Genomic DNA, 19,080 nt, shown 5'->3' with positions numbered 1-19,080 from the left:
CCCATCCCACCTGCGCAAACACCCCTCTCCGCCCAGCGTGGGGGCATGAGCCTCGTCGATGAACTGAAGAGCGCCGTCACCCCCCGAGCCGCCCTGCTCGTCGTCGGCGTCTTCGCCCTCCAGCTGCTGTTCATCGCCTCGTACGTCGGGGCGCTCCACGACCCGAAGCCGAAGGACGTCCCCTTCGGCGTGGTCGCGCCCCCACAGGTCTCCGCCCAGCTCGTCGGGCAGCTGGAGAAGCTCCCCGGCGAACCGCTCGACCCCCGGACCGTCACGGACGAGGCCGAGGCCAGGAAGCAGATCCTGAACCGGGAGATCGACGGCGCCCTGCTGGTGAATCCGGCCAGGACCACCGACACCCTGCTCGTCGCCTCCGGCGGCGGCACCGTGCTCGCCTCCGCCCTGGATTCGCTCTTCACCCGGCTCGAGGGCGCCCAGCAGCGCACCGTACGAACCGTCGACGTCGCCCCAGCCTCCCCGCAGGACTTCGACGGCCTCTCCGCCTTCTACCTGGTCGTCGGCTGGTGCGTCGGCGGCTACATCTGCGCCGCGGTCCTCGCGATCAGCTCGGGCGCGCGGCCCGCGAACCCCGAACGCGCGATCATCCGGCTCGGGGTCCTCGCGCTCTACGCGATCCTCGGCGGCCTCGGGGGCGCGGTCATCGTCGGCCCGATCCTGGGAGCCCTGCCGGGCAGCGTCGCGGCCCTGTGGGGTCTGGGCGCCCTCGTCGTCTTCGCGGTCGGCGCCGCCACCCTCGCCCTGCAGTCCCTCTTCGGCATCGTCGGCATCGGTCTCGCGATCCTGCTGATCGTGGTCGCGGGCAACCCGAGCGCCGGAGGCGCCTTCCCGCTGCCGATGCTGCCACCGTTCTGGAAGGCGATCGGCCCCGCCCTGCCTCCGGGCGCCGGCACCTGGGTCGCGCGCTCGATCGCGTACTTCAAGGGCAACGACGTCACCGTCTCGCTCCTGGTGCTCTCCGCCTGGGCGGTCGTCGGCAGCGCGATCACGCTGGTGATGTCCTCGCTGAAGCGCAGGCCCGGGACCGAGCCGACTCCCGAGGGGCTCGGCGCCGCGGGCGGCGCCGCCGCCTGAATCCGCCCCCGCCCTGGCGAAAAGCCCTGGCCCACCGACCGACGGACCATTAGGTTCGCGGGGCGCCATCCACCGGCCCCCGAACCGACAAGGCTCTCCGTGACATTCGTTCGCCCCGCCCGCCCCGACGAACTCCCCGCCCTGGTCGAGCACCCCGCCGACCCGGAGCGCAACGCCGCCACCCGCGCGTACCTCACCCAGCTCCTCGACAGCGCGTGCACCCGGCCCGAGTGGTGCCTCGTCGCCGAGGACGGCGACGGACGGCTCACCGGCAGCGTGGTGCTGTGGACCCTGCCGGAGCACGACGTCCCGCTCGCCGTCGTGCTGTTCGAGGCGCCGGAGGACTCCCCGGAGACCGGGGCCGCGCTGCTCGGCGCGGCGGCCGCGAAGGCCGGGGAGCTGGGCGCGACGGAGCTGGAGCATGTCGTCGACTCCCCCGCCCAGGCCCCGCAGTTCCAACGGAACCCGGAGCGCCGGGGCGAGTTGCTGCGCGCCTCCGGCTTCGAGGTGGTCCGCGACGGGCGGCGGTTCAGCCTCCGGAACCCCGCCGTCTCCGACGGGACCGGTGCGCTGCCCGCCGACGATCCCCGCCTGACCTTCCGCTCGCTCGCCGAGCTCGGCCCCGAGCCCTTCGTCGCCGTCCTCGCCGAGCTGCTCGCGGACACCGCGGACGCCCGGCTCGCCGCCGACGTACGGCAGCACGGCGTACGGCGCGCGGCCGAGCTGCTGTTCGAGGAGACGGCCGAGCTGAAGCACGAGCCCGAGTGGTGGGAGCTCGGCCACGACGCCGACGGCACCGTCGCCGTGATCAGCCTGCCGGCCGAGAGCCCCAGCGTTCCGGTGATCGGCTTCGTCGGCGTCGCCCCCGCCCACCGCGGCAAGGGGTACGCCTCCTCGGTCGTGGTCCGGGGCACGCGGGTCCTGGCCGCGGCCGGCGCCACGGAGATCCGCGGGGACTGCGACCGTGCGAACGTGGCCATGGCCAAGGCCTTCGTGCGGGCCGGGTACGTGAACTTCGCCGACCGACTGGAGTTCGCCCGCGCCCTCTGACCCGTACCCTGACGCGCGCCTCGGGCCGATAGGCTCCCCCGCCATGGGAAGGCATGTGCGCACCGACGACGGCCGCCTGCTGCTGGCCGAGGAATGGGGAAATCCCTCGGGGACCCCCGTACTGCTCCTGCACGGCACACCCGGCAGCCGGCTCGGCACCACGCTGCCCGATCTCGCCGGCCACCATCCCGACATGCGGTTCTTCGCCTACGACCGTCCCGGGTACGGGGGTTCGGACCGGCTACCCGGACGACGGGTCGCCGACGCGGCCCGGGACGCGGCGGCCGTCGCCGACGCGCTGGGGGTGGAGCAGTTCGCCGTGGTCGGGCGGTCCGGCGGGGCGCCGCACGCGCTCGCCTGCGCGGCCCTGCTCCCCGGCCGGGTCCGAGCCGCCGCGGCGCTGGTGAGCATCGCGCCCCGGGACGCGGCGGGGCTCGACTGGTTCGCCGGCATGACCCCGTTCAACGTCCACGAGTTCGGCCTGGCGACGGAGTCGCCCGAACTCCTCGACGCGGACCTGGCCGCCCGGGCCGCGGCCATCCGGCAAGACCCCGAGCGCCTCATCGAGGACCTGCGGGCCGAACTCTCCGACCACGACCTGCCGATCGTCTCCGATCCCGCCGTACGCGCCGCGCTGCTGCGCACCTACCGCGAGGCGCTCGGCACCTCGCACCACGGCTGGACCGACGACGCCCTCGCCTTCACCCGCCCCTGGGGCTTCGACGTCTCCGCCGTCGCCGTCCCCGTCCTCCTCTGGCACGGCCTCGACGACGCCTTCTCACCGCCCGCCCACACCCGCTGGCTGGCCGACCGGATCCCCGGCGCCACGCTCGTCCTGCAACCGGACGCCGGACACTTCGCCGCCCAGTACGCACTGCCGACGGTCCTGGAGTGGCTGGCCCGGTAGCCGGGGCGTGTCCCGCGGCCGTGACGCTGCCACCCGGGGTGCCTACCTTCCCGTCGTCAGCTCCTTCGTCGGAGACGCATCCGGTTCCACGAAGAACTCCCAGATCGTGACCATCGCCACGAGCTGCGCGATGAGGTACGCCATTTGGAGCGAGTAGTAGCGCATCTGGTAGACGGACAGCAGCAGTCCGAGGCGGCTCTGCCAATAGCGCCGCTCGCCCTGGAAGGTGTCCAGGTCGAGCGCGATGCCGGTGACGGTCAGCACGAACAGCATCACCAGAGCGTAGAGCGCCATGCCATCCGCGCTCTGCCGGGTGAACCAGAGACCCAGCAGGTCGAGACCGATGGGCAGAGCGAAGGCCAGCGCCACGGGGAGGGCTTTGGCGGCTCCGCGTCGCCCCGGGAGCCTGCGCCACAGAGCCCCGAGTGTGAAGCCCGCGCCGACGAACCCCACCATCCAGAAAACGAAGGTGAGCAGCAGGTCGGGAATTCCGTAGAGGTACGAGAGCGCGTTCTGCCATCCTTCCCCACGCAACGCCCACGCCCATGTGGCAAGGACGCTCGCAGGAACGCCCGGCAGCAGAGCGAAACGGGCGCCACGACTGCCGTTGGCCCACCAGTCGTCACGCGGGCCGAGCGCCAGTGCCGCATCAACCACCGACACCCTCGCCGGGAGCCGATCGGGACCGGATCCTCCAGGGCTGGCGGGCCAGTCGTGCAGGTCGTTCAACTCCCGCTCCAGGTCCTTTCGTTTGGGGGGAACGTCCCCGAAGAGTCCCTGATCCAGGCGGCGCAGTTCAGCGTGGATCTCGCGGTACATGCGGGCCTTGCGCAGCAGTGCCCGCCGAGCGACGGGGCCCCTCGACGTGAAAAGAGGCAGGCCCGATCTCTCGAAGGGCTGAGCCAGGACCGCACGACGGGCAGCCGCACTCGCCGCACCGTACAGAGCGAGCATGCACAGCGGAATCGTGAGGCCGAAGAGCAGGGCGTTGTCGAGATAGCCACCGGGGACCAAGGTGACCGCAACAGGAAAGAACGTCAGGAACATCAGCCTGTCGGCGCCGTCCTCGAACGGGGACAGCGTGGAGCGCGCCCGCCCTGTACGGAGTACGGCGAGCATGGCCACACACGTGATCATCCAGGTGTAGTCGAGGATCCAGTCCTGGGCGTTGGACACGGACCATGTCAGCTCCCAGAACCAGTCGGTCCGATGTTCCACTCCGTAACGGGGGTCGACGCGGTTGCTCAGCCAAGACACGCGCCGCCAGCTTCGCTCCTCGGTCAGTGCGAAGGACGCACCGACGGCCAACGTCGCCGCGCCGACCACCGGTCCGGCCCAGCGGAGTCTCAGGACCCGTTGGCTGCCCGGAAAGCGACGGCTCGGCGGCAGCAGACCCCCGTCGGCGGCAAGTCGCCACGCGGCCGCAGCGCAACCGAGCAGCACCAGTGCCAGAAGGCAGGATGAAGAGGCGGCGAGAACGGCGAGATGGGCCGGCTCGACATCGTGTGAAGGCGGCAGACCAAGCCCTTCCGTCCAGGTCATGACCACGAACGGAGGCACGGCCAGTACGCCGGACGCCACCCAGACCGTCGCGGAAGGCTTGGCGAAGCCAAGCAGCACGGTTATGGCGGCCACCGCGGAACTGTTCCCGAGAAGGACCCAGTCCTCCAGCAGGAACCACCCGTCGCCGCTTCGTTCCCCGTAGCGCGTGACGAGGTCGTCCGCGCGGACGAAAACCTCCAGCAGGACGACAGCCAGAGCCCACGCGGCGATGTTGCGCAGCGCACGGTCCTGTTCGGCGGTCGGGGTGCCGGAACGCCGACGGTACCGCCGGACGGCCATCAGCAGCAGAGCCGAGATGCCGGACGTCCAGAGCACAGCGCCGAGGCGGTCCAGCGCGACGACGGTCAGACGGTCGTTCTGAGCCGCCCATGAGCGTTGCCATGAGGGCTTGAGGGAAACGGACACCTCAGGCGGCACGCCTGTGGCGGCACGCTCCGAGGAGCGTCCTTCCCGTGGCTGCTTCGCGTCAGGCGATTCCTTTCCCTGAGGTGACGCCTCCGTCGGTACGACGGGCTGCCATACGAGCCCCGTCGTACCGTCACCTGCCGTCGGACGGGGCGTCGCCCTTTCGGCTCCTGCCGAGCCGGGATCCACGGTGATCTTCTCCCACCTGGCTCCTGCCAGTGCGGGCGGCGGCATGAGAGTCACGGTCCACCGGTCTGCTCCGGCCCATATCCTCCAGGCGCCGACGTCGATGTTCTTCTGGTACCGGTTGACCCAGGAGTGCGACCTGTACACCACCTTCACACGACCGCCCTTCGAGGACACGTGAGGGTTACTGGTTCGCCATTCCGACCAGCGGCGCTGTTGGCCCATGTCGCTCATGGTGAGGCAGGCCATGGCGGCGATGTACCGCCGACTGTCCTCGCTGAGCAGCAGGTCAGGTGCCAACGGCCAGTCACCGGGGATCTCGACGCTCAGCTCAGTGTCGATCTTGGTGTAGGTACGGCCATCGTGGTGCAGTCGGGCCCACGTGCTGACCTTGGCCTCGGTGAGGACGGCCGGTTCACAGACCTCTGCCACGGGCGGCACCGGGGCCGCGCGAGCAGCCGTCGTTGCCGCCAGGCCCCCTAACGACGACAAGAGGATCAACACGATCGACGTGAGCGCGCGCCTTCTCAACAGATGGGCCCCCCGACTCGGCTGCGTGGATCACATCATGGCGCACATGCCGACGGCAGGGGGATACGGCGGGCTCAGGAGGGCGGCGGCAGATAGCCGGTGGAGCGGGCGCCCTTGAGGCAGTTCATGATCCGCTCATGGCTGTCGCCGACCGTGTCCACGACCCGCACGCGCATATGGAGGGCGTCGACCTCGTCGACGAAGCGGCGGGAGAACGCGCCCATCAGGACGGTCTCGTACGTCCCCGTGCCCACCAGGGGGAACGTGCCGAAGGTCGGGATCTGGAAGTCCTCGCCCGCGACGAGACCGGCCGCCGTCAGGATCGCCACCGCGCCCGGGACGTCCGTCCACGGGGTCGAGTCCGGGTCGCTCTCCCCCGCGAGCACGACTCGGCACTCGTACTTCTCGATCACCGCCGAGTACTGGCCGCCGTTGTAGACGCCGGTCCGCCACCCGACGGCGTTCCCCCGCAGATCGCCCGTCGTCCAGTCGCTCCGCCAGCCCAGATAGGGCCGTACGGTACGGGCGTACTGCGCCCGCGCGAGGACGGCGGCCGCCGCGACCGCGAGCAGGCTGCCCAGCGGCTCCATGTCCAGGAGTTGCAGCCGCCACGGCCAGTCGGTCCTGGCCTCCTCGGTCATGTTGGCGCGGACGATCTCCCAGCCCAGGACGGCGGTGAGCAGGCAGAGCAGCACGATCGGGGCCGTGTAGAGCAGGGGGCTGCGCCGGACCCTGCGCTGGGCGTCGCCGGGTATCGGCCCACCGGGCTGGACGGTCACACGCTCTCCCCCACCACGAGTCCCTGCGTCGGCCCCCGGCCGTGGAAGGCCGGGGGCCGACGCCCGTTCGGATCATGGTGCTACGGAGGCACGGCCTCCGCCTAGGCCGTGTCGGCCTAGAACACGTTGACGCCGTACGCGTTCAGCGCCTCGGTGACCGGCTGGAAGAAGGTCGTACCGCCGGAGGAGCAGTTGCCGCTGCCGCCGGAGGTGAGGCCGATGGCGCGGCTGCCGGAGTAGAGCGGGCCGCCGGAGTCGCCGGGCTCGGCGCACACGTTGGTGCGGATCATGCCGTAGACGATGTCCCCGCCACCGTAGTTGACGGTGGCGTTGAGGCCGGTCACGGAGCCGCTGTGGGTGCCGGTGGTGGAGCCGCGACGGGTCACGGACATGCCGACCGTGGCGTTGGCCGCGCTGGTGATGTCCACGCTGCCGACCGTGCCGGACTTGGTGACGCTGCTGTTGGTGTACCGGACGATGCCGTAGTCGTTGGTCGGGAAGCTCGATCCCGACGTGGAGCCGAGGACGGTCGTGCGGCCGGAGTTGGAGTACCAGGTGCCCGCGCCGTCGGTGCAGTGCCCGGCGGTCAGGAAGTAGTAGTTGCCCGCGCTGTCACGGACGTTGAACCCGAGCGAGCAGCGCCAGCTGGAGGCGTAGATCGCGTCGCCGCCGGAGATCAGCTTGTTGAACTTCCCGGGGGTCCGCTCGATACGGATCGCCCCGGCGTTGGCTCCGGCCTGGCGCTTGATCTCGGCTATCTCCGCCTTCGACACGGTGGAGTCGGCGGTGACGACGAGGGTGTTGGTGGCCTGGTCGACGTGCCAGGCGGTACCGGCCACGTCGGCGCTCAGGACGGCGTCGCCGGCGGCGGAGAGCTGCGACGCGCTGAAGGTCCGGGCGGTGTCGGCGCTCGCGGTGGGGATGGCGACGGCCGCAGCGGCGGCGAGGCCGGTGGCGACGGCGAGCAGACGGATGGATCTCGTGGGGGTGGTGCGCTTGGTCCTCACTTCTCGTTCCTCCAGAGGGGAATCGGGGGTCCGCCGTGGGGGGCCGGACCCGTGAGGCGCGGCCAGGGGCCGGCGCTGTGGGGGAGTCTCGGGCCGCCCGGCCGGGCGCCGCAAGGGCGCCTTTCGGCCGTGCGATGCTCAACTACCTTGTTCCACAAGGGTTTTACGGACGACTCCGCCACAACGCGGCACATGGCCGACCACGTGCGAAGGGCGCCGGCGGACACCACCGCCGGCGCCCTCGTGCGCCACCCGCCGAAGGGGCCCGGTTCAGGCCTCGACGAGCCGCCGCTCCCCGGCCGGCACAGCGGTGTCGAGGGTGTTCCCCGGCGGCGGGAACGGGCAGATGAAGTGGTCGGCGAAGGCGCACGGCGGCAGCAGCGCGCGGTTGAAGTCGACCGTCACCGAGCCGTCCGCGGCGGGCGCGGCCGGGCGCAGGAAGCGGAACCGGTAGCTGTCGCGGCCGCTGGTGGCGTCGGCGAAGACCGCCCACAGCGTGCCGTCGTCCTCCACCGCGACCTGGAGCGTGTGCTCGACGCCGCGGAGCTCGAAGGAGAGCTCACCGGTGAGACCGAGCCCCCGCTCCTTGCCGTCGGCGTTCTCGACCCGGACGCTGCGGGACTCCTCGTACGCCCGGAAGGTGCCCGGCACCACCCAGCACTCGTCGTACGGCGTGACCTCGATGCCCCGGAAGGCACGGCGCGCCGCGGACTCCGGGTCGAAGTCCCGTACCGCCCACAGCCCTTCGCGGCGCAGGACGACGAGGCGCCGACCGGCCGACTCGGCCCGGGACTCGTGGATCGGGGCGTGGTCGGCGGTCAGCCGGACGCTGCCGATCAGAGGCTTGCCGTCGACGGTGACGGCGTCCTCGGCGTCCGCCGTGAGAACCACGTCGTCGCCGTCGTCCAGCCACCGCCCGGGAACGGCCGGAATTCGACCCTCCGGGTAGTCGGAGAGCCAGTACGTGCCGGTGAGGGAGAGCGGCCCGTACGACGAGGAGACCGCCGCCGTGCGCTGTTCGTGCCAGTGCTGCCAGTCCTGCTGGGGATCCGTGCTCATGGTGTTCAACCCTTCCATACGGGCTCGGGGAGCCCCGGACGCGACGCTCGTGGAGGAGCGCGGCCGCCGGGGGGCGGGCAAGGCGGTTCAGGCGTAGGGGGGCGGGCGTCTCACAGGTCGCGCAGGAAGGCCAGCGCGGCCCGCGCGGTCGCGTCGTTCTGCCGGAGGGAGAGGCCGTTGGTGCCGGGCCGGGCGAAGCCCCCGGCGCCGCGGGCGTCGGTGTGCGGGCCGAGCGCGAAGCGGCGGGGGTGCGGTACCCCGGCCCGGTCCAGGACTCGGCCGTCGGCGGGATCGACGGCGAGGAGTCCGGCCGGGGTCGCGGCCGCGCCGTCGGCGTACAGCGCGCGCAGCAGCGGGTCCCGGGTGGCCACGACCGTGGGCTCCGGGAGCCGCGCCTCGACGAGGGCGCGGGCCTCGGTGACGTACCCGGGGAGCGTGGAACTCCGGGCACGGAACACCCCGTCCTCGGCGGCCACCCGGAGGTCCGCGCCGAGGAACCGCACGACACCCGCGCGGGAGAGAGCGAGCAGGTCCCGCAGCCGTGGGTCCGGCGGCCCCGAGGCCAGGGAGCTGAAGAAGCCGTGCCACCAGGTCCCGATGTCGCCGAGCCGCGCCAGCTGCCCGTAGACCGAGTTCAGGCCGTGGAAGAGGGCGAGGTCGGGGCTGTGCGCCGGGTCGCCGCGGCGCGCCACATCGTCGGCGACATGGCGACGGACATGGTCCTGGAGGGCGGCGTGGGAGGTGTGGCGCACGCCGGCGAGAGGTCGGTCGAGCGCGGCGAGGTCGAGCCGGTCGGCGGGGTCGGGCACGGCCGACGCGACGAGGGCGTCGAGCTCGGGGCTTCCGGGCGGGCAGGCGGCATGGGCGCGGTCGAACTCCGCCCACGGGAGGCGGGTGCGTTCGGGATGCGCGGTGAAGAGGCGGTGGTAGTGGGCGAAGCCGAGCTCCTTGACGATCAGCGGCCGGACGTCCCGCCGGAAGTCGAACCCTCCGGGCCGGGCAAGGAGTTCGTCGATCTGTTCCGGCCCCAGGTGACGCGGCAGCGGGGGCCGTTCGCCCGCCAGCGGGTACGTGATCTTCGCGCGGTACGGGACTCCCCGCCGCGATCCGGCGTACAGGACCGGCTCGCGCCCGGACGGCACGTACGCCCCGTTCTCGTACCGGCCGCCGCGGCCCTCGGTGAGCAGGACCACGAGGTCGACGAAGGCGAGGCCGAGGCCGCGCACGATCACGGGCGCGCCGGGAGCGAGCCGCGACAGGTCGCTGTCGGCGGTGAAGTCGGGCGGCAGGTGCACCAGACCGTGGCGTTCGGCGTGGGCGGCCAACCGGACCTGTTCGTCGTCCGGTTCGGCGTCCAGATGGCCCTGGGCGAGGATGACGACATCGGCGGTGAGCGGCGCGCCGCCTTCCAGCCACACCGTCTGGCGTTCGGCGGGCGCGCCGGCGACGCGCAGCGCCCTGCGCCGGTGGTGGCGGACGACGGCGCCGGGCGGCAGGGCCGCGACGGCCCTCTCGTACACCCAGCGCAGATAGCCGCTGTGCGCGCTGCGGCTGACGAAGGCCTGCCCGTCACCTCCGGCCCACTCGTGCACGGTGGGCCCGGGGAGGACCGGGCCCGCCATCTCCACGGTGTCGTCGGTGAACATCGTGACGTACTGCGCCTGCGAGTTCATCCAGAGCAGCGGCGACTGGTCGTGGCGCCAGAGTCGGCCGCCGCCCGGCGGGTACGGGTCGACGAGATGGATGTCGAGGCCCGGACCGTCGTACAGCTCCGGCGCGTTGGCGGCGATCCGCTCCAACACCCCGGTGCCGCGCGGTCCGGCGCCGACGATCACGAGTGAGCGTCGCCCCGGAGGGTCCGGGGACGGGCGGGGCGGGTCGGTCTCCGGCACAGGCACAGGCGAAGGAGCGGGAGCAGGAGCGGGAGCAGGAGCAGGAGCGGGCAGCATGGGATCAGCAGCCGCAGTCACACCCGCAGTCACAGCCGTCGCAGCAGCCCCCGTCACCTCCCCCTTCCTCACCCCCGCAGTTGCAGCAGCTGCAGCAATCGCCGCAACCACTGCAGTCGCAGTTGCTGCACGAGCCCTCGCGGCGCTCCCGGCTCCACGGGTCCTCGTACGTGCCGCAGCACAGCTGACCCGTGCACGCCAGGCCCGTCCAGACCGCGCAACCGGCTATCAGGCCGCGGCGCCGGTTCGGCGGCTCGGGCGGCGGCGGGCCACCCGGACCGCCGGGGGCGCCCGGCCCCGGGGCGTACGGATTGCCCGGCACGGGACCGGGGGCGTACGGCCCGGGCTGGTACGGACCCGGCTGGTGCGCTCCCCCGGGAGCGCCCACCCCGTGCGCACACCTCGTCGTGCCGAACGCCCGGTCCACCGAGACCCGCAGCTCGTGGGCGAGCAGCGCGTGCACCAGCCGGCCGTTCACGAACGTGGCGTCCCGCAGCGCGAGGCGTATCCCGTGGAGCGCGTCGTCCGCGAGCCGGCGGGCCTCGGTGAGCGAGGTGCCCGTCGCGGCGAGGGGGTTCCACGCGCCGGACGCGGCGTCCGCCTCCCGGTCCTCCACGGCGTCCAGCAGATGGGCGAGCCGCCCGAAGAGCCGGCCGGCCTCGGCGAGCGGCTCGGCGTTCTCGGGCCGGCCCGCGAGCACGGCGGTGTGCGCGAAGGCCGCGGCCGTCGCCGTCTCGGTCGGTTCGGTCACGGCGAGAAGCGAGGTGCCGGGCCCGGCGAGCGTCTCGATCCCGGCCTGCCGGTCCACGGCGTCCACCAGGACGGCGGTGTCGAAGCCGATCGCCCGCCCGGTCCGCGCGCCCGCCCGGTCCCAGGACCTGGCGACCCGGCGGGCCGCCGCGGCGACCGGGCGGCGCGCCAACAACCCGTCCCGGTCGGCGACGTGGTCCCGTACCTTCGCCGAGGCGAGGACCAGCGACACGGCCGCCGCGAGACGCGCGCCCTCGCCCTGGGCGATGGGCGCGGTCCTCATCTGGCGCAGCGGGCAGGGGCCGGCGGTACGGCGCCCGCCGTCGACGAGCCCGGTCTGAGCCTCCGTCAGAACCGAGACGATGAGGCCGTCGTAGTTGGTCACCACCCGGGCGAACTGTCCGTGGTCGGCCCGAAGTGCCAGACAGAGGCCGCAGAGATGGGCCATCCACTCGACCTTGAGGCCCTCGGTGAGCCGATGGGTGCACGGCCTGACGATTCCGAACAAGAGACTCCCCCGTGAGTCGCGCGCACATGCCGCTGAAGCGTTCCGCAGTGGTGTGGCGGCATCGTATCGAGCCTGCCCGTTCACCCGGACGCTCCGGGCGTCACCCTTCTGGCCCGACTTTCATATTTTAAGTTCCGTGACCCTCCGGAACCTCCGTCAGGCCCCGTATACCGCAAGATTCCTGACGATTCGCCAGAAAACGGCCCTCACGTTCTGCACCAGTACCGTCACGAAACACGCGCGCGCCGACTATCCACTTGGCGCGCGATCCGCATCATGGACGACGATAGGGACATGCGGAACCACAAGTGACCGCGCTGAAAGGAGGCGACCATGGGATCGGTGCGCAAGGCGAGTGCATGGCTGGGCCTCGTCGAGGACAACGACGAGCGTTACTACGACGACGAGTACGCCGAGACTGCCGAGAGCGGCGACGCCTGGGTGACGGACCCTCGGGTCCGGGTGGCGTCCGACACGGCGCAGGAGCAGGGCCGCCGGATCGCGACCGTCTCCCCGGACGGGTTCCGGGACGCCCGGGGCATCGGCGAGCTCTTCCGGGACGGCGTCCCGGTGATCGTGAACCTCACGGCCATGGAGCCCTCCGACGCCAAGCGCGTGGTCGACTTCGCCGCCGGTCTCGCCTTCGGTCTGCGCGGCTCGATCGAGCGGGTGGCGACGCGGGTCTTCCTGCTGACCCCCGCCGACACGCAGATCATCAGCGGGGACCCCGCCGGGCGTGCGCAGGACGGTTTCTTCAACCAGAGCTGAGCCGGTGCCGCCTCCCGGCGGCCGCGCCGGGTGCCGGCACCTCGAGGCGGCCGCGCCGGGGGAGCTCACCGGCCGGTCCCACCGGACGGGTCACGACCGGCGGGCGCCCTGCCCGGCATGCCCCGAGGTCGACCAGACCGGTTCGGCGGACTCGCGGGAGTCCCGGTCGACGGACTCGCGGCCGGACCGGTCGACGTGCTCGCCGGCGCCCGGTTCGACGGGCCCGCGGGTTGCCGGGTCGACGGGCTCGCGGGTGGCCGGCACCCGTACCTCCGCGGGGGCCTCGGACACCAGGTCCTCCGGATCGACCATGCACTCCATCACGCGCGGCAGCCGCAGGGCCATCAGCGCGCCGAGCAGGAGCAGCGCCGCGCTGACGAAGAGCGTGATGTGCAGACCGTCCACGAAGGCGTGCCGCGCCGCGTGGTACAGCGCCGGTCCCGCCGTGCCGCCGAGCCGGTCGGCGACCTGGTAGGCCTCGCCGAGCGAGTTCGCCGCGGCCTCGCTCGCGGCGGCCGGGACACCGGGTACGGCGGCCAGACCGGGCGCGTACGCCGCGTTCATCACGCTGCCGAGGAGCGCGATGCCCATGCCCGCGCCGAGCTGGTACGAGGTCTCGCCGATGGCCGCCGCGCCGCCCGCGCTCTCCGGCGGGGCCTCGCTGAGCATCGACTCGTACGCCGAGAAGAGGGTGGTCTGGAGCCCGAAGCCGAGCAGGACGAAGCCACAGGTGAGCAGCAGCGGCCGGTCCTGCTGGCCCATCAGGACGAGCAGCAGTACGGCGGCGGCCGTCAGCACGAAGCCCCAGCCGACCATCCGGCGCGGACCGATCCGGCGCAGGGTGTACGAGCCGGTGGCGCCGGCCGCCATGGCGGCGAAGGTGAGTGGCAGGAGCCGCAGCCCGGTCTCCAGCGGGCTGAGGCCGAGGACGAGCTGGAGGTACTGGACCGCGATCAGCTCCAGGCCGACCAGGGCCAGCATGGCGAGCACGATGCAGCCGACGGAGGTGGTGAAGGGGGCCCGGGAGAACAGCCGCATGTCGATCAGCGGATGCGCCCGGCGCTTCTGCCGTCGTACGAAGAGGATGAGCAGCGCCGCGCCGAGGAGCAGCGGTGCGCTGGTGGCGGGCTCGAGCAGGTTCTCGCCCGCGCCGATCCGCTTCACCCCGAGCACCATGCCGAGGACGCCGGCCGCGGCCATCAGCGCGCCGAGGACGTCCCAGGGGCCGTCGCCGCGCCCCTTGGACTCGGGCAGCAGCCAGCGGCCGAGCGGCAGGATCAGCGCCATGAGCGGGATGTTGATCAGGAAGACCGAGCCCCACCAGTAGTGCTCGACCAGGAAGCCGCCGAGCACCGGCCCGGTGGCGGCGCCGATCGCGGCGACCGCCGTCCAGATACCGATCGCGGTGGCCCGCTCGCGCCGGTCGGGAAAGACCGCCCGGAGGATCGAGAGGGTGGCGGGCATGATCATCGCGCCGCCGACGCCGAGAAGGGCGCGGGCGCCGATCAGGACTCCGGGGGCGGTGGCGAGGGCGGCGACCGCGGAGGCGACTCCGAACAGCGCGTAACCGAGGAGCAGCACTCTGCGCCGGCCGATCCGGTCGCCCAGCGTGCCGAAGAGGATCAGCAGCGAGGCGCAGATCAGCGGGTAGGCGTCGACGATCCACAGCAGTTCGGTGGAGCTGGGCCGCAGGTCCTCCGTGAGGGAGGGGACGGCGACATGGAGCACGGTGGCGTCCAGCGCGACCAGCAGCAGACTGACGCAGAGAACGACGAGGACGACCCAGCGGTTGGCACCACCGGCGGCGGCACGGAGTCGCGCTCCGGCCGTGATCGTCCGCTGCATGTACGTACCTCCCAGTGAAGCTCTCGCGCTCGGCGGGCGCCGGCCGGGGTTCGGGGCCTCGGGGCGGCCCGGCATCGACGGGCGAGTGAGCCGTCAGCGTACGCGAGTTCAAGGCCCGAGCGCGTGGCGCACCTCTCACCCCGGCGGGCCGCCGCGTGTGGCGTACGCCACTCCGCCCGCCCCGCGCGCCTCCTGGAATTCCACCCGTACAACCGTTTGACGCATTTCCCCGGCGCACAAACAGGCTTCCGGAAAGTCACCCTCCGGCAATAGGGCGGAAGGTCATCGGATTCTCCGACAGACGCCAGCAATAATCCCCTGGCTGAGACCTACTCCACATCACATCGTCATCACGAAGACACCGGATCGACCAAGGTCGACACTCACTCCCTGTAACGTCGATTGGGTGCGTACCGACATCTTTGCCCGGCTGGACCGGGAGCCGGAACCGCCGAAGATAGAGGTCCCGCGGATGACCCGCACGCGTCTCGCCCTCTTCGGCGGGACGCTGGCGTTCTATCTCGCCATCGTCGTGGCCGTGCTGCTCTCGACGTGGCTGGTGACTCTCGACTGGAAGATCATGCTCTTCCGGCCCTATCAGCAGTGGCCGGACCTGCATGCCTTCCTCGACTACTACGTCGTCCTCGGCCAGCGCGGTCCCACCGCCGTGATGGTGGCGGCCTGGCTGGGCTGGCGCTCCTGGCGCCAGCACACCCTGCGCCCGCTGCTCACCCTCGGCGCCGCGCTTCTTCTGCTCAATGTCACGGTCGGCGCGGTCAAGCTCGGACTCGGCCGCCTCGGTCCCCATTACGCGACGCAGATCGGCTCGGCCGAGCTCTTCGCGGGCGGCGATATATTTCCGTCCGGCCACACCGCCAACGCGGTCGTGACCTGGGGCATCCTGGCCTATCTGGCGACCACTCCGCGGGCCCGGCGCTATCTGTCGGCCCTCTCCGCCGTGGTCGCGCTCGGCGTTGGCCTGACCACCGTCTACATCGGTACGCACTGGCTGAGCGATGTGCTGCTCGGCTGGGCGGCGGGGCTGCTCATCCTGCTGGCGCTGCCCTGGTGCGAGCCACTGATCAGCCGCGTGGAGGCCATGGTCCTCAGCGCGCGCGACCGGCTGCGCGAGCAGCTGCGGGCCCGCCGCAGGCTGGTCCCGTCGCTGCCCGTCGCCACCGGTGGGCCGCGTCCGGCGATGTACCCGCAGCGTCCGGCGGCGGCCGAGGAGCCGGTCCGGGAGATCGTCGGCGCCCGCAGCGGGCGGGCCGCCGCCACGCGCGGCGACGGCCGGCTCACCCCGCCGCTCACGGCCCCGAGGCCGCACGCGGCGCACGCCGGACACGGAGGGCACGCCGGACACGCGGGACACGCCCCGCGCTCGGAGCGGACGCCGGTCACCCCGGCCGGCAGTCGCCGCCCGCCGCACTCGCGGCCGCTCACGGGCGGCTGAGCGCACGACCGTACGAGGAAGGGCCCCGGCCGGAGCCGGGGCCCTTCCTCGTGGTGGCGCGCGCCGGCGCCTAACCGAGCCAACAGCGCGTGACGGAACCGTCCGTCACCTCGAAGTTGATACGGCCCTCCAGGTACTCCATCGTGATGATCGAGCCCGGAGGCAGGGAACGGACCACGCTCCAGCCGTGGTCACGGGCGAGCCGTTCGGCCTGCTCCTGGTCGAGCCCCACATAGTCTTCGGGCGGTACGGGGAACGTCGGCTTCGGTGTCATGTGCCTCACGTTAGTCCCTTACCGGTCACGCTTGTGTCACAGCTTCTCGACATATGTTTGACACGAGCTTCGTCACCCGAAAGGGCAGTTTCCAGCCGATTCCCCGGTAATTCAAGGCCCGTCCGGACAGCCCTTCCGAGGGGTTCCGGAATTCCGTCCCGTGCCCTGGTCAGGGAAATTCCGGGACGAGCGACGACCTCACGGGATTCACGATTTCCCCGCATCACGCGCACACGTTCGGCCGACCGGAGCAGCGCTGTCGGCCGCCTCCCGTGTCCCCGCCCCATGGGCGCGCATCATGTCCGGACGATTCGGAACCGGAGGCATCGATGGGCATCGACACCGCGCACGCGGCCGTCGAATCACCTCGGGAACGGCATGGGCGGGTCCTGATCGACTGGCTCACCACGACCGACCACAAGAAGATCGGCCACCTCTACCTGGTCACCTCGTTCCTCTTCTTCCTGGCCGCCGGGGTGATGGCGATGCTGATGCGGGCCGAGCTGGCCCGCCCCGGACTCCAGCTGATCGACAACGAGCAGTTCAACCAGGCGTTCACGCTGCACGGCACGATCATGCTGCTGCTCTTCGCGACACCGACCTTCGCCGGCTTCGCCAACGAGCTGGTGCCGCTCCAGATCGGCGCCCCCGACGTCGCCTTCCCGCGGCTGAACATGTTCTCGTACTGGCTGTTCCTCTTCGGCGGCCTGATGGTGATCGCCTCCCTCGTCGTGCCGAGCGGCCCGCCCGCCTTCGGCTGGACCGCCTACGCCCCGCTCAACAGCCTGGAGCGCATGCCGGGCATCGGCGCCGACCTGTGGATCATGGGGCTCGCGCTCTCCGGCTTCGGCACGATCCTCACCTCGGTGAACTTCCTGGCGACGATCGTCGGGATGCGGGCGCCCGGCATGACGATGTTCCGGATGCCGATCTTCACCTGGAACATCCTCTTCACCGCGATCCTGGTCCTGATGGCCTTCCCGGTCCTGGCGGCCGCGCTGCTCGTCCTGGAGTCGGACCGGCGCTTCGGCTCACTGGTCTTCCAGCCCGAGAACGGCGGGGCGCTGCTGTGGCAGCACCTCTTCTGGTTCTTCGGCCATCCCGAGGTCTACATCATCGCGCTGCCGTTCTTCGGCATCATCAGCGAGATCATCCCGGTCTTCGCCCGCAAGCCGATCTTCGGCTACGCGACGCTGATCGCCGCCACCATGACGATCACCGGCCTCTCGGTGGTCGTGTGGGCGCACCACATGTTCGCCACCGGGGCGGTCCTGCTGCCCTTCTTCTCCCTGCTGTCGTTCCTCATCGCCGTGCCGACCGGGGTGAAGTTCTTCAACTGGACCGGCACGATGCTCAAGGGCTCGCTCTCCTTCGAGACGCCGATGCTCTGGTCGGTCGGCTTCCTGGTGTCCTTCCTCTTCGGCGGGCTGACCGGCGTCATCCTCGCCTCGCCGCCGATGGACTTCGCGGTCACCGACTCGTACTTCGTCGTCGCCCATTTCCACTACACGGTCTTCGGCACGGTCGTCTTCGCGATGTTCGCCGGCTTCTACTTCTGGTGGCCCAAGTTCACCGGAAGGCTGCTCGACGAACGCCTGGGCAAGATCCACTTCTGGACGCTCTTCGTCGGTTTCCACCTGACGTTCCTGGTACAGCACTGGCTCGGCGCGGAGGGCATGCCACGGCGGTACGCCGACTATCTGGACGCCGACGGGTTCACCGCGCTCAACACGGTCTCGACCATCGGCGCGTTCCTGCTCGGCGCCTCCACGCTGCCGTTCCTGTACAACGTCTGGCGCACCGCCAGATACGCGCCGAAGGTCGAGGTGGACGACCCGTGGGGGTACGGCCGCTCCCTGGAGTGGGCGACGTCCTGCCCGCCGCCCCGCCACAACTTCGACGCCGTCCCGAGGATCCGCTCCGAGGCCCCGGCCTTCGATCTGCACCATCCGGACTTCGTGGCCTACGAGCGGATGCGGCTCACCGCTCCGAGCGCTCCACGGCGCGAGAAAGACGGTCCCTCAGAACTCTGACCCGGTCGTCGAGCTCCCTCGGGGCGACGACCTCGAACTCGAGCCCCAGCATCAGGACATGGACGACCATTCCCTGCAGGCTGACCGCCCCCGCGCGCAGCAGACAGGCGTCGTCGCCGTCCGGCTCCAGGACGCCGTCCATCGGGCCGACGACCGTGGCGGCCTCGGCGAGCGGCACATGGAGCCGGATCGTCGCCTCGGCCGCGTAGGCCGCTCCCGAGACGCCCTTCGCGACATAGGCGGCCAGATCGTCGGCGGGCGGCTCGCGGGGCGGGAAGCGGGGACCGTGGGGCGGCTTCGGGTCGATCCGGTCGACCCGGAACGTACGCCAGTCGGCACGGTCCACGTCCCAGGCGACCAGGTACCAGCGCCGTTCGGTGCACACCAGCCGGTGCGGTTCGACCGTGCGGCGGGTCGCGGTGCCGCCGTGGTCACGGTACTCGAAGCGGAGCCGTTCGCTGTCCCGGCAGGCGTTCGCGAGCTCGGTCAGAACCGCCGGGTCGACCCGGGCGGCCGGGGTGCGGAGCATCGGCACGGTGAAGGCGTTGAGGGTGCTCACCCGGCGCCGCAGCCGGCCGGGCAGGACCTGTTCCAGCTTGGCCAGGGCGCGTACGGAGGCCTCGCCGATGCCCTCGACGCCCTGCCCGGCGGCGGTGCGCAGCCCGACCGCGACGGCGACGGCCTCGTCGTCGTCGAGCAGCAGCGGCGGCAGTTCGGCGCCCGCGCCGAGCTGGTAACCGCCGCCCGTGCCGGGGCTGGCGGCGACCGGGTAGCCGAGCTCGCGCAGCCGGTCGACGTCCCGCCGTACGGTCCGGGTGGTGACCCCGAGCCGCTCCGCGAGGTCGGCGCCGGACCACTCACGATGGGCCTGGAGCAGCGAGAGCAGGCGGAGCAGGCGTGCTGAGGTCTCCAACATGGATC

At 71.8% G+C, this 19,080-nt stretch carries 15 protein-coding genes; 6 read left to right on the top strand and 9 right to left on the bottom strand.

Features of this window, described 5'->3' with window-relative positions; translation table 11 throughout:
* The first annotated feature begins 45 nt into the window (after positions 1-45).
* The 3 genes from ACZ3OF_RS22935 (at position 46) to ACZ3OF_RS22925 (ending at position 3,049) form a co-directional block, all read left to right on the top strand.
* Positions 46-1,092: a DUF3533 domain-containing protein gene (locus ACZ3OF_RS22935; RefSeq protein ID WP_361671274.1), complete on the top strand. Its 1,047-nt coding sequence runs from the start codon at positions 46-48 to the stop codon at positions 1,090-1,092.
* Between the two features lie 99 nt (positions 1,093-1,191).
* Positions 1,192-2,142 carry a GNAT family N-acetyltransferase gene (locus ACZ3OF_RS22930; protein ID WP_361671276.1) on the top strand — a complete coding sequence of 317 codons (951 nt, stop codon included), beginning with the start codon at positions 1,192-1,194 and terminating at the stop codon, positions 2,140-2,142.
* Positions 2,143-2,185: 43 nt separating this feature from the next.
* Positions 2,186-3,049: an alpha/beta fold hydrolase gene (locus ACZ3OF_RS22925; RefSeq protein ID WP_361671279.1), complete on the top strand. Its 864-nt coding sequence runs from the start codon at positions 2,186-2,188 to the stop codon at positions 3,047-3,049.
* Positions 3,050-3,091: 42 nt separating this feature from the next.
* On the opposite strand, the gene ACZ3OF_RS22920 is transcribed toward ACZ3OF_RS22925, so the two are convergent.
* From ACZ3OF_RS22920 to ACZ3OF_RS22895, 6 genes are all read right to left on the bottom strand, one after another.
* Positions 3,092-5,734, bottom strand: a complete 2,643-nt coding sequence (locus tag ACZ3OF_RS22920; protein ID WP_467306493.1) for a DUF6185 family protein — start codon at positions 5,732-5,734, stop codon at positions 3,092-3,094.
* Positions 5,735-5,808: 74 nt separating this feature from the next.
* Entirely contained in the window at positions 5,809-6,513 is a 705-nt protein-coding gene (locus tag ACZ3OF_RS22915) for a hypothetical protein (protein ID WP_361671284.1), read from the bottom strand.
* 116 nt (positions 6,514-6,629) lie between these two features.
* Entirely contained in the window at positions 6,630-7,520 is an 891-nt protein-coding gene (locus ACZ3OF_RS22910; RefSeq protein WP_467306492.1) for a S1 family peptidase, read from the bottom strand.
* A 270-nt stretch (positions 7,521-7,790) separates the two neighbouring features.
* Entirely contained in the window at positions 7,791-8,579 is a 789-nt protein-coding gene (locus ACZ3OF_RS22905; protein WP_361671289.1) for a DUF1684 domain-containing protein, read from the bottom strand.
* Between the two features lie 110 nt (positions 8,580-8,689).
* Entirely contained in the window at positions 8,690-10,414 is a 1,725-nt protein-coding gene (locus ACZ3OF_RS22900; RefSeq protein ID WP_361671292.1) for an FAD/NAD(P)-binding protein, read from the bottom strand.
* 118 nt (positions 10,415-10,532) lie between these two features.
* The gene (locus ACZ3OF_RS22895) at positions 10,533-11,786 is read right to left on the bottom strand and encodes a DUF5685 family protein (RefSeq protein WP_361671294.1); all 1,254 of its coding nucleotides are present in this window, start codon (positions 11,784-11,786) and stop codon (positions 10,533-10,535) included.
* A gap of 333 nt (positions 11,787-12,119) precedes the next feature.
* On the opposite strand from ACZ3OF_RS22895, the gene ACZ3OF_RS22890 reads away from it, so the two are divergent.
* On the top strand, positions 12,120-12,554 hold the full coding sequence (locus ACZ3OF_RS22890) for a cell division protein SepF (RefSeq protein WP_361671296.1): 435 nt from the start codon (positions 12,120-12,122) through the stop codon (positions 12,552-12,554).
* Between the two features lie 90 nt (positions 12,555-12,644).
* On the opposite strand, the gene ACZ3OF_RS22885 is transcribed toward ACZ3OF_RS22890, so the two are convergent.
* Entirely contained in the window at positions 12,645-14,399 is a 1,755-nt protein-coding gene (locus ACZ3OF_RS22885) for an MFS transporter (protein WP_467306489.1), read from the bottom strand.
* A gap of 406 nt (positions 14,400-14,805) precedes the next feature.
* On the opposite strand from ACZ3OF_RS22885, the gene ACZ3OF_RS22880 reads away from it, so the two are divergent.
* On the top strand, positions 14,806-15,852 hold the full coding sequence (locus ACZ3OF_RS22880) for a phosphatase PAP2 family protein (protein ID WP_361671302.1): 1,047 nt from the start codon (positions 14,806-14,808) through the stop codon (positions 15,850-15,852).
* Positions 15,853-15,922: 70 nt separating this feature from the next.
* Here ACZ3OF_RS22880 and ACZ3OF_RS22875 read toward each other — a convergent pair whose 3' ends face one another.
* Positions 15,923-16,126: an I78 family peptidase inhibitor gene (locus ACZ3OF_RS22875; protein ID WP_361439229.1), complete on the bottom strand. Its 204-nt coding sequence runs from the start codon at positions 16,124-16,126 to the stop codon at positions 15,923-15,925.
* A gap of 329 nt (positions 16,127-16,455) precedes the next feature.
* Here ACZ3OF_RS22875 and ctaD point away from each other — a divergent pair, with 329 nt between their 5' ends.
* Complete coding sequence (gene ctaD / locus ACZ3OF_RS22870) at positions 16,456-18,159, top strand: aa3-type cytochrome oxidase subunit I (RefSeq protein ID WP_361671304.1); 1,704 nt, start codon at positions 16,456-16,458, stop codon at positions 18,157-18,159.
* On the opposite strand, the gene ACZ3OF_RS22865 is transcribed toward ctaD, so the two are convergent.
* A complete protein-coding gene (locus ACZ3OF_RS22865) occupies positions 18,107-19,075 on the bottom strand; it encodes a helix-turn-helix transcriptional regulator (protein WP_361671307.1) in 969 nt (322 codons plus the stop codon). The two genes, ctaD and ACZ3OF_RS22865, sit on opposite strands and share 53 nt — an antisense overlap.
* Positions 19,076-19,080: the final 5 nt, after the last annotated feature.

This window comes from Streptomyces sp. NPDC022552 (assembly GCF_055561875.1).
The sequence above is the reverse complement of the archived record's forward strand: the minus strand, read 5'-3'. Positions and strand labels throughout refer to the sequence as shown.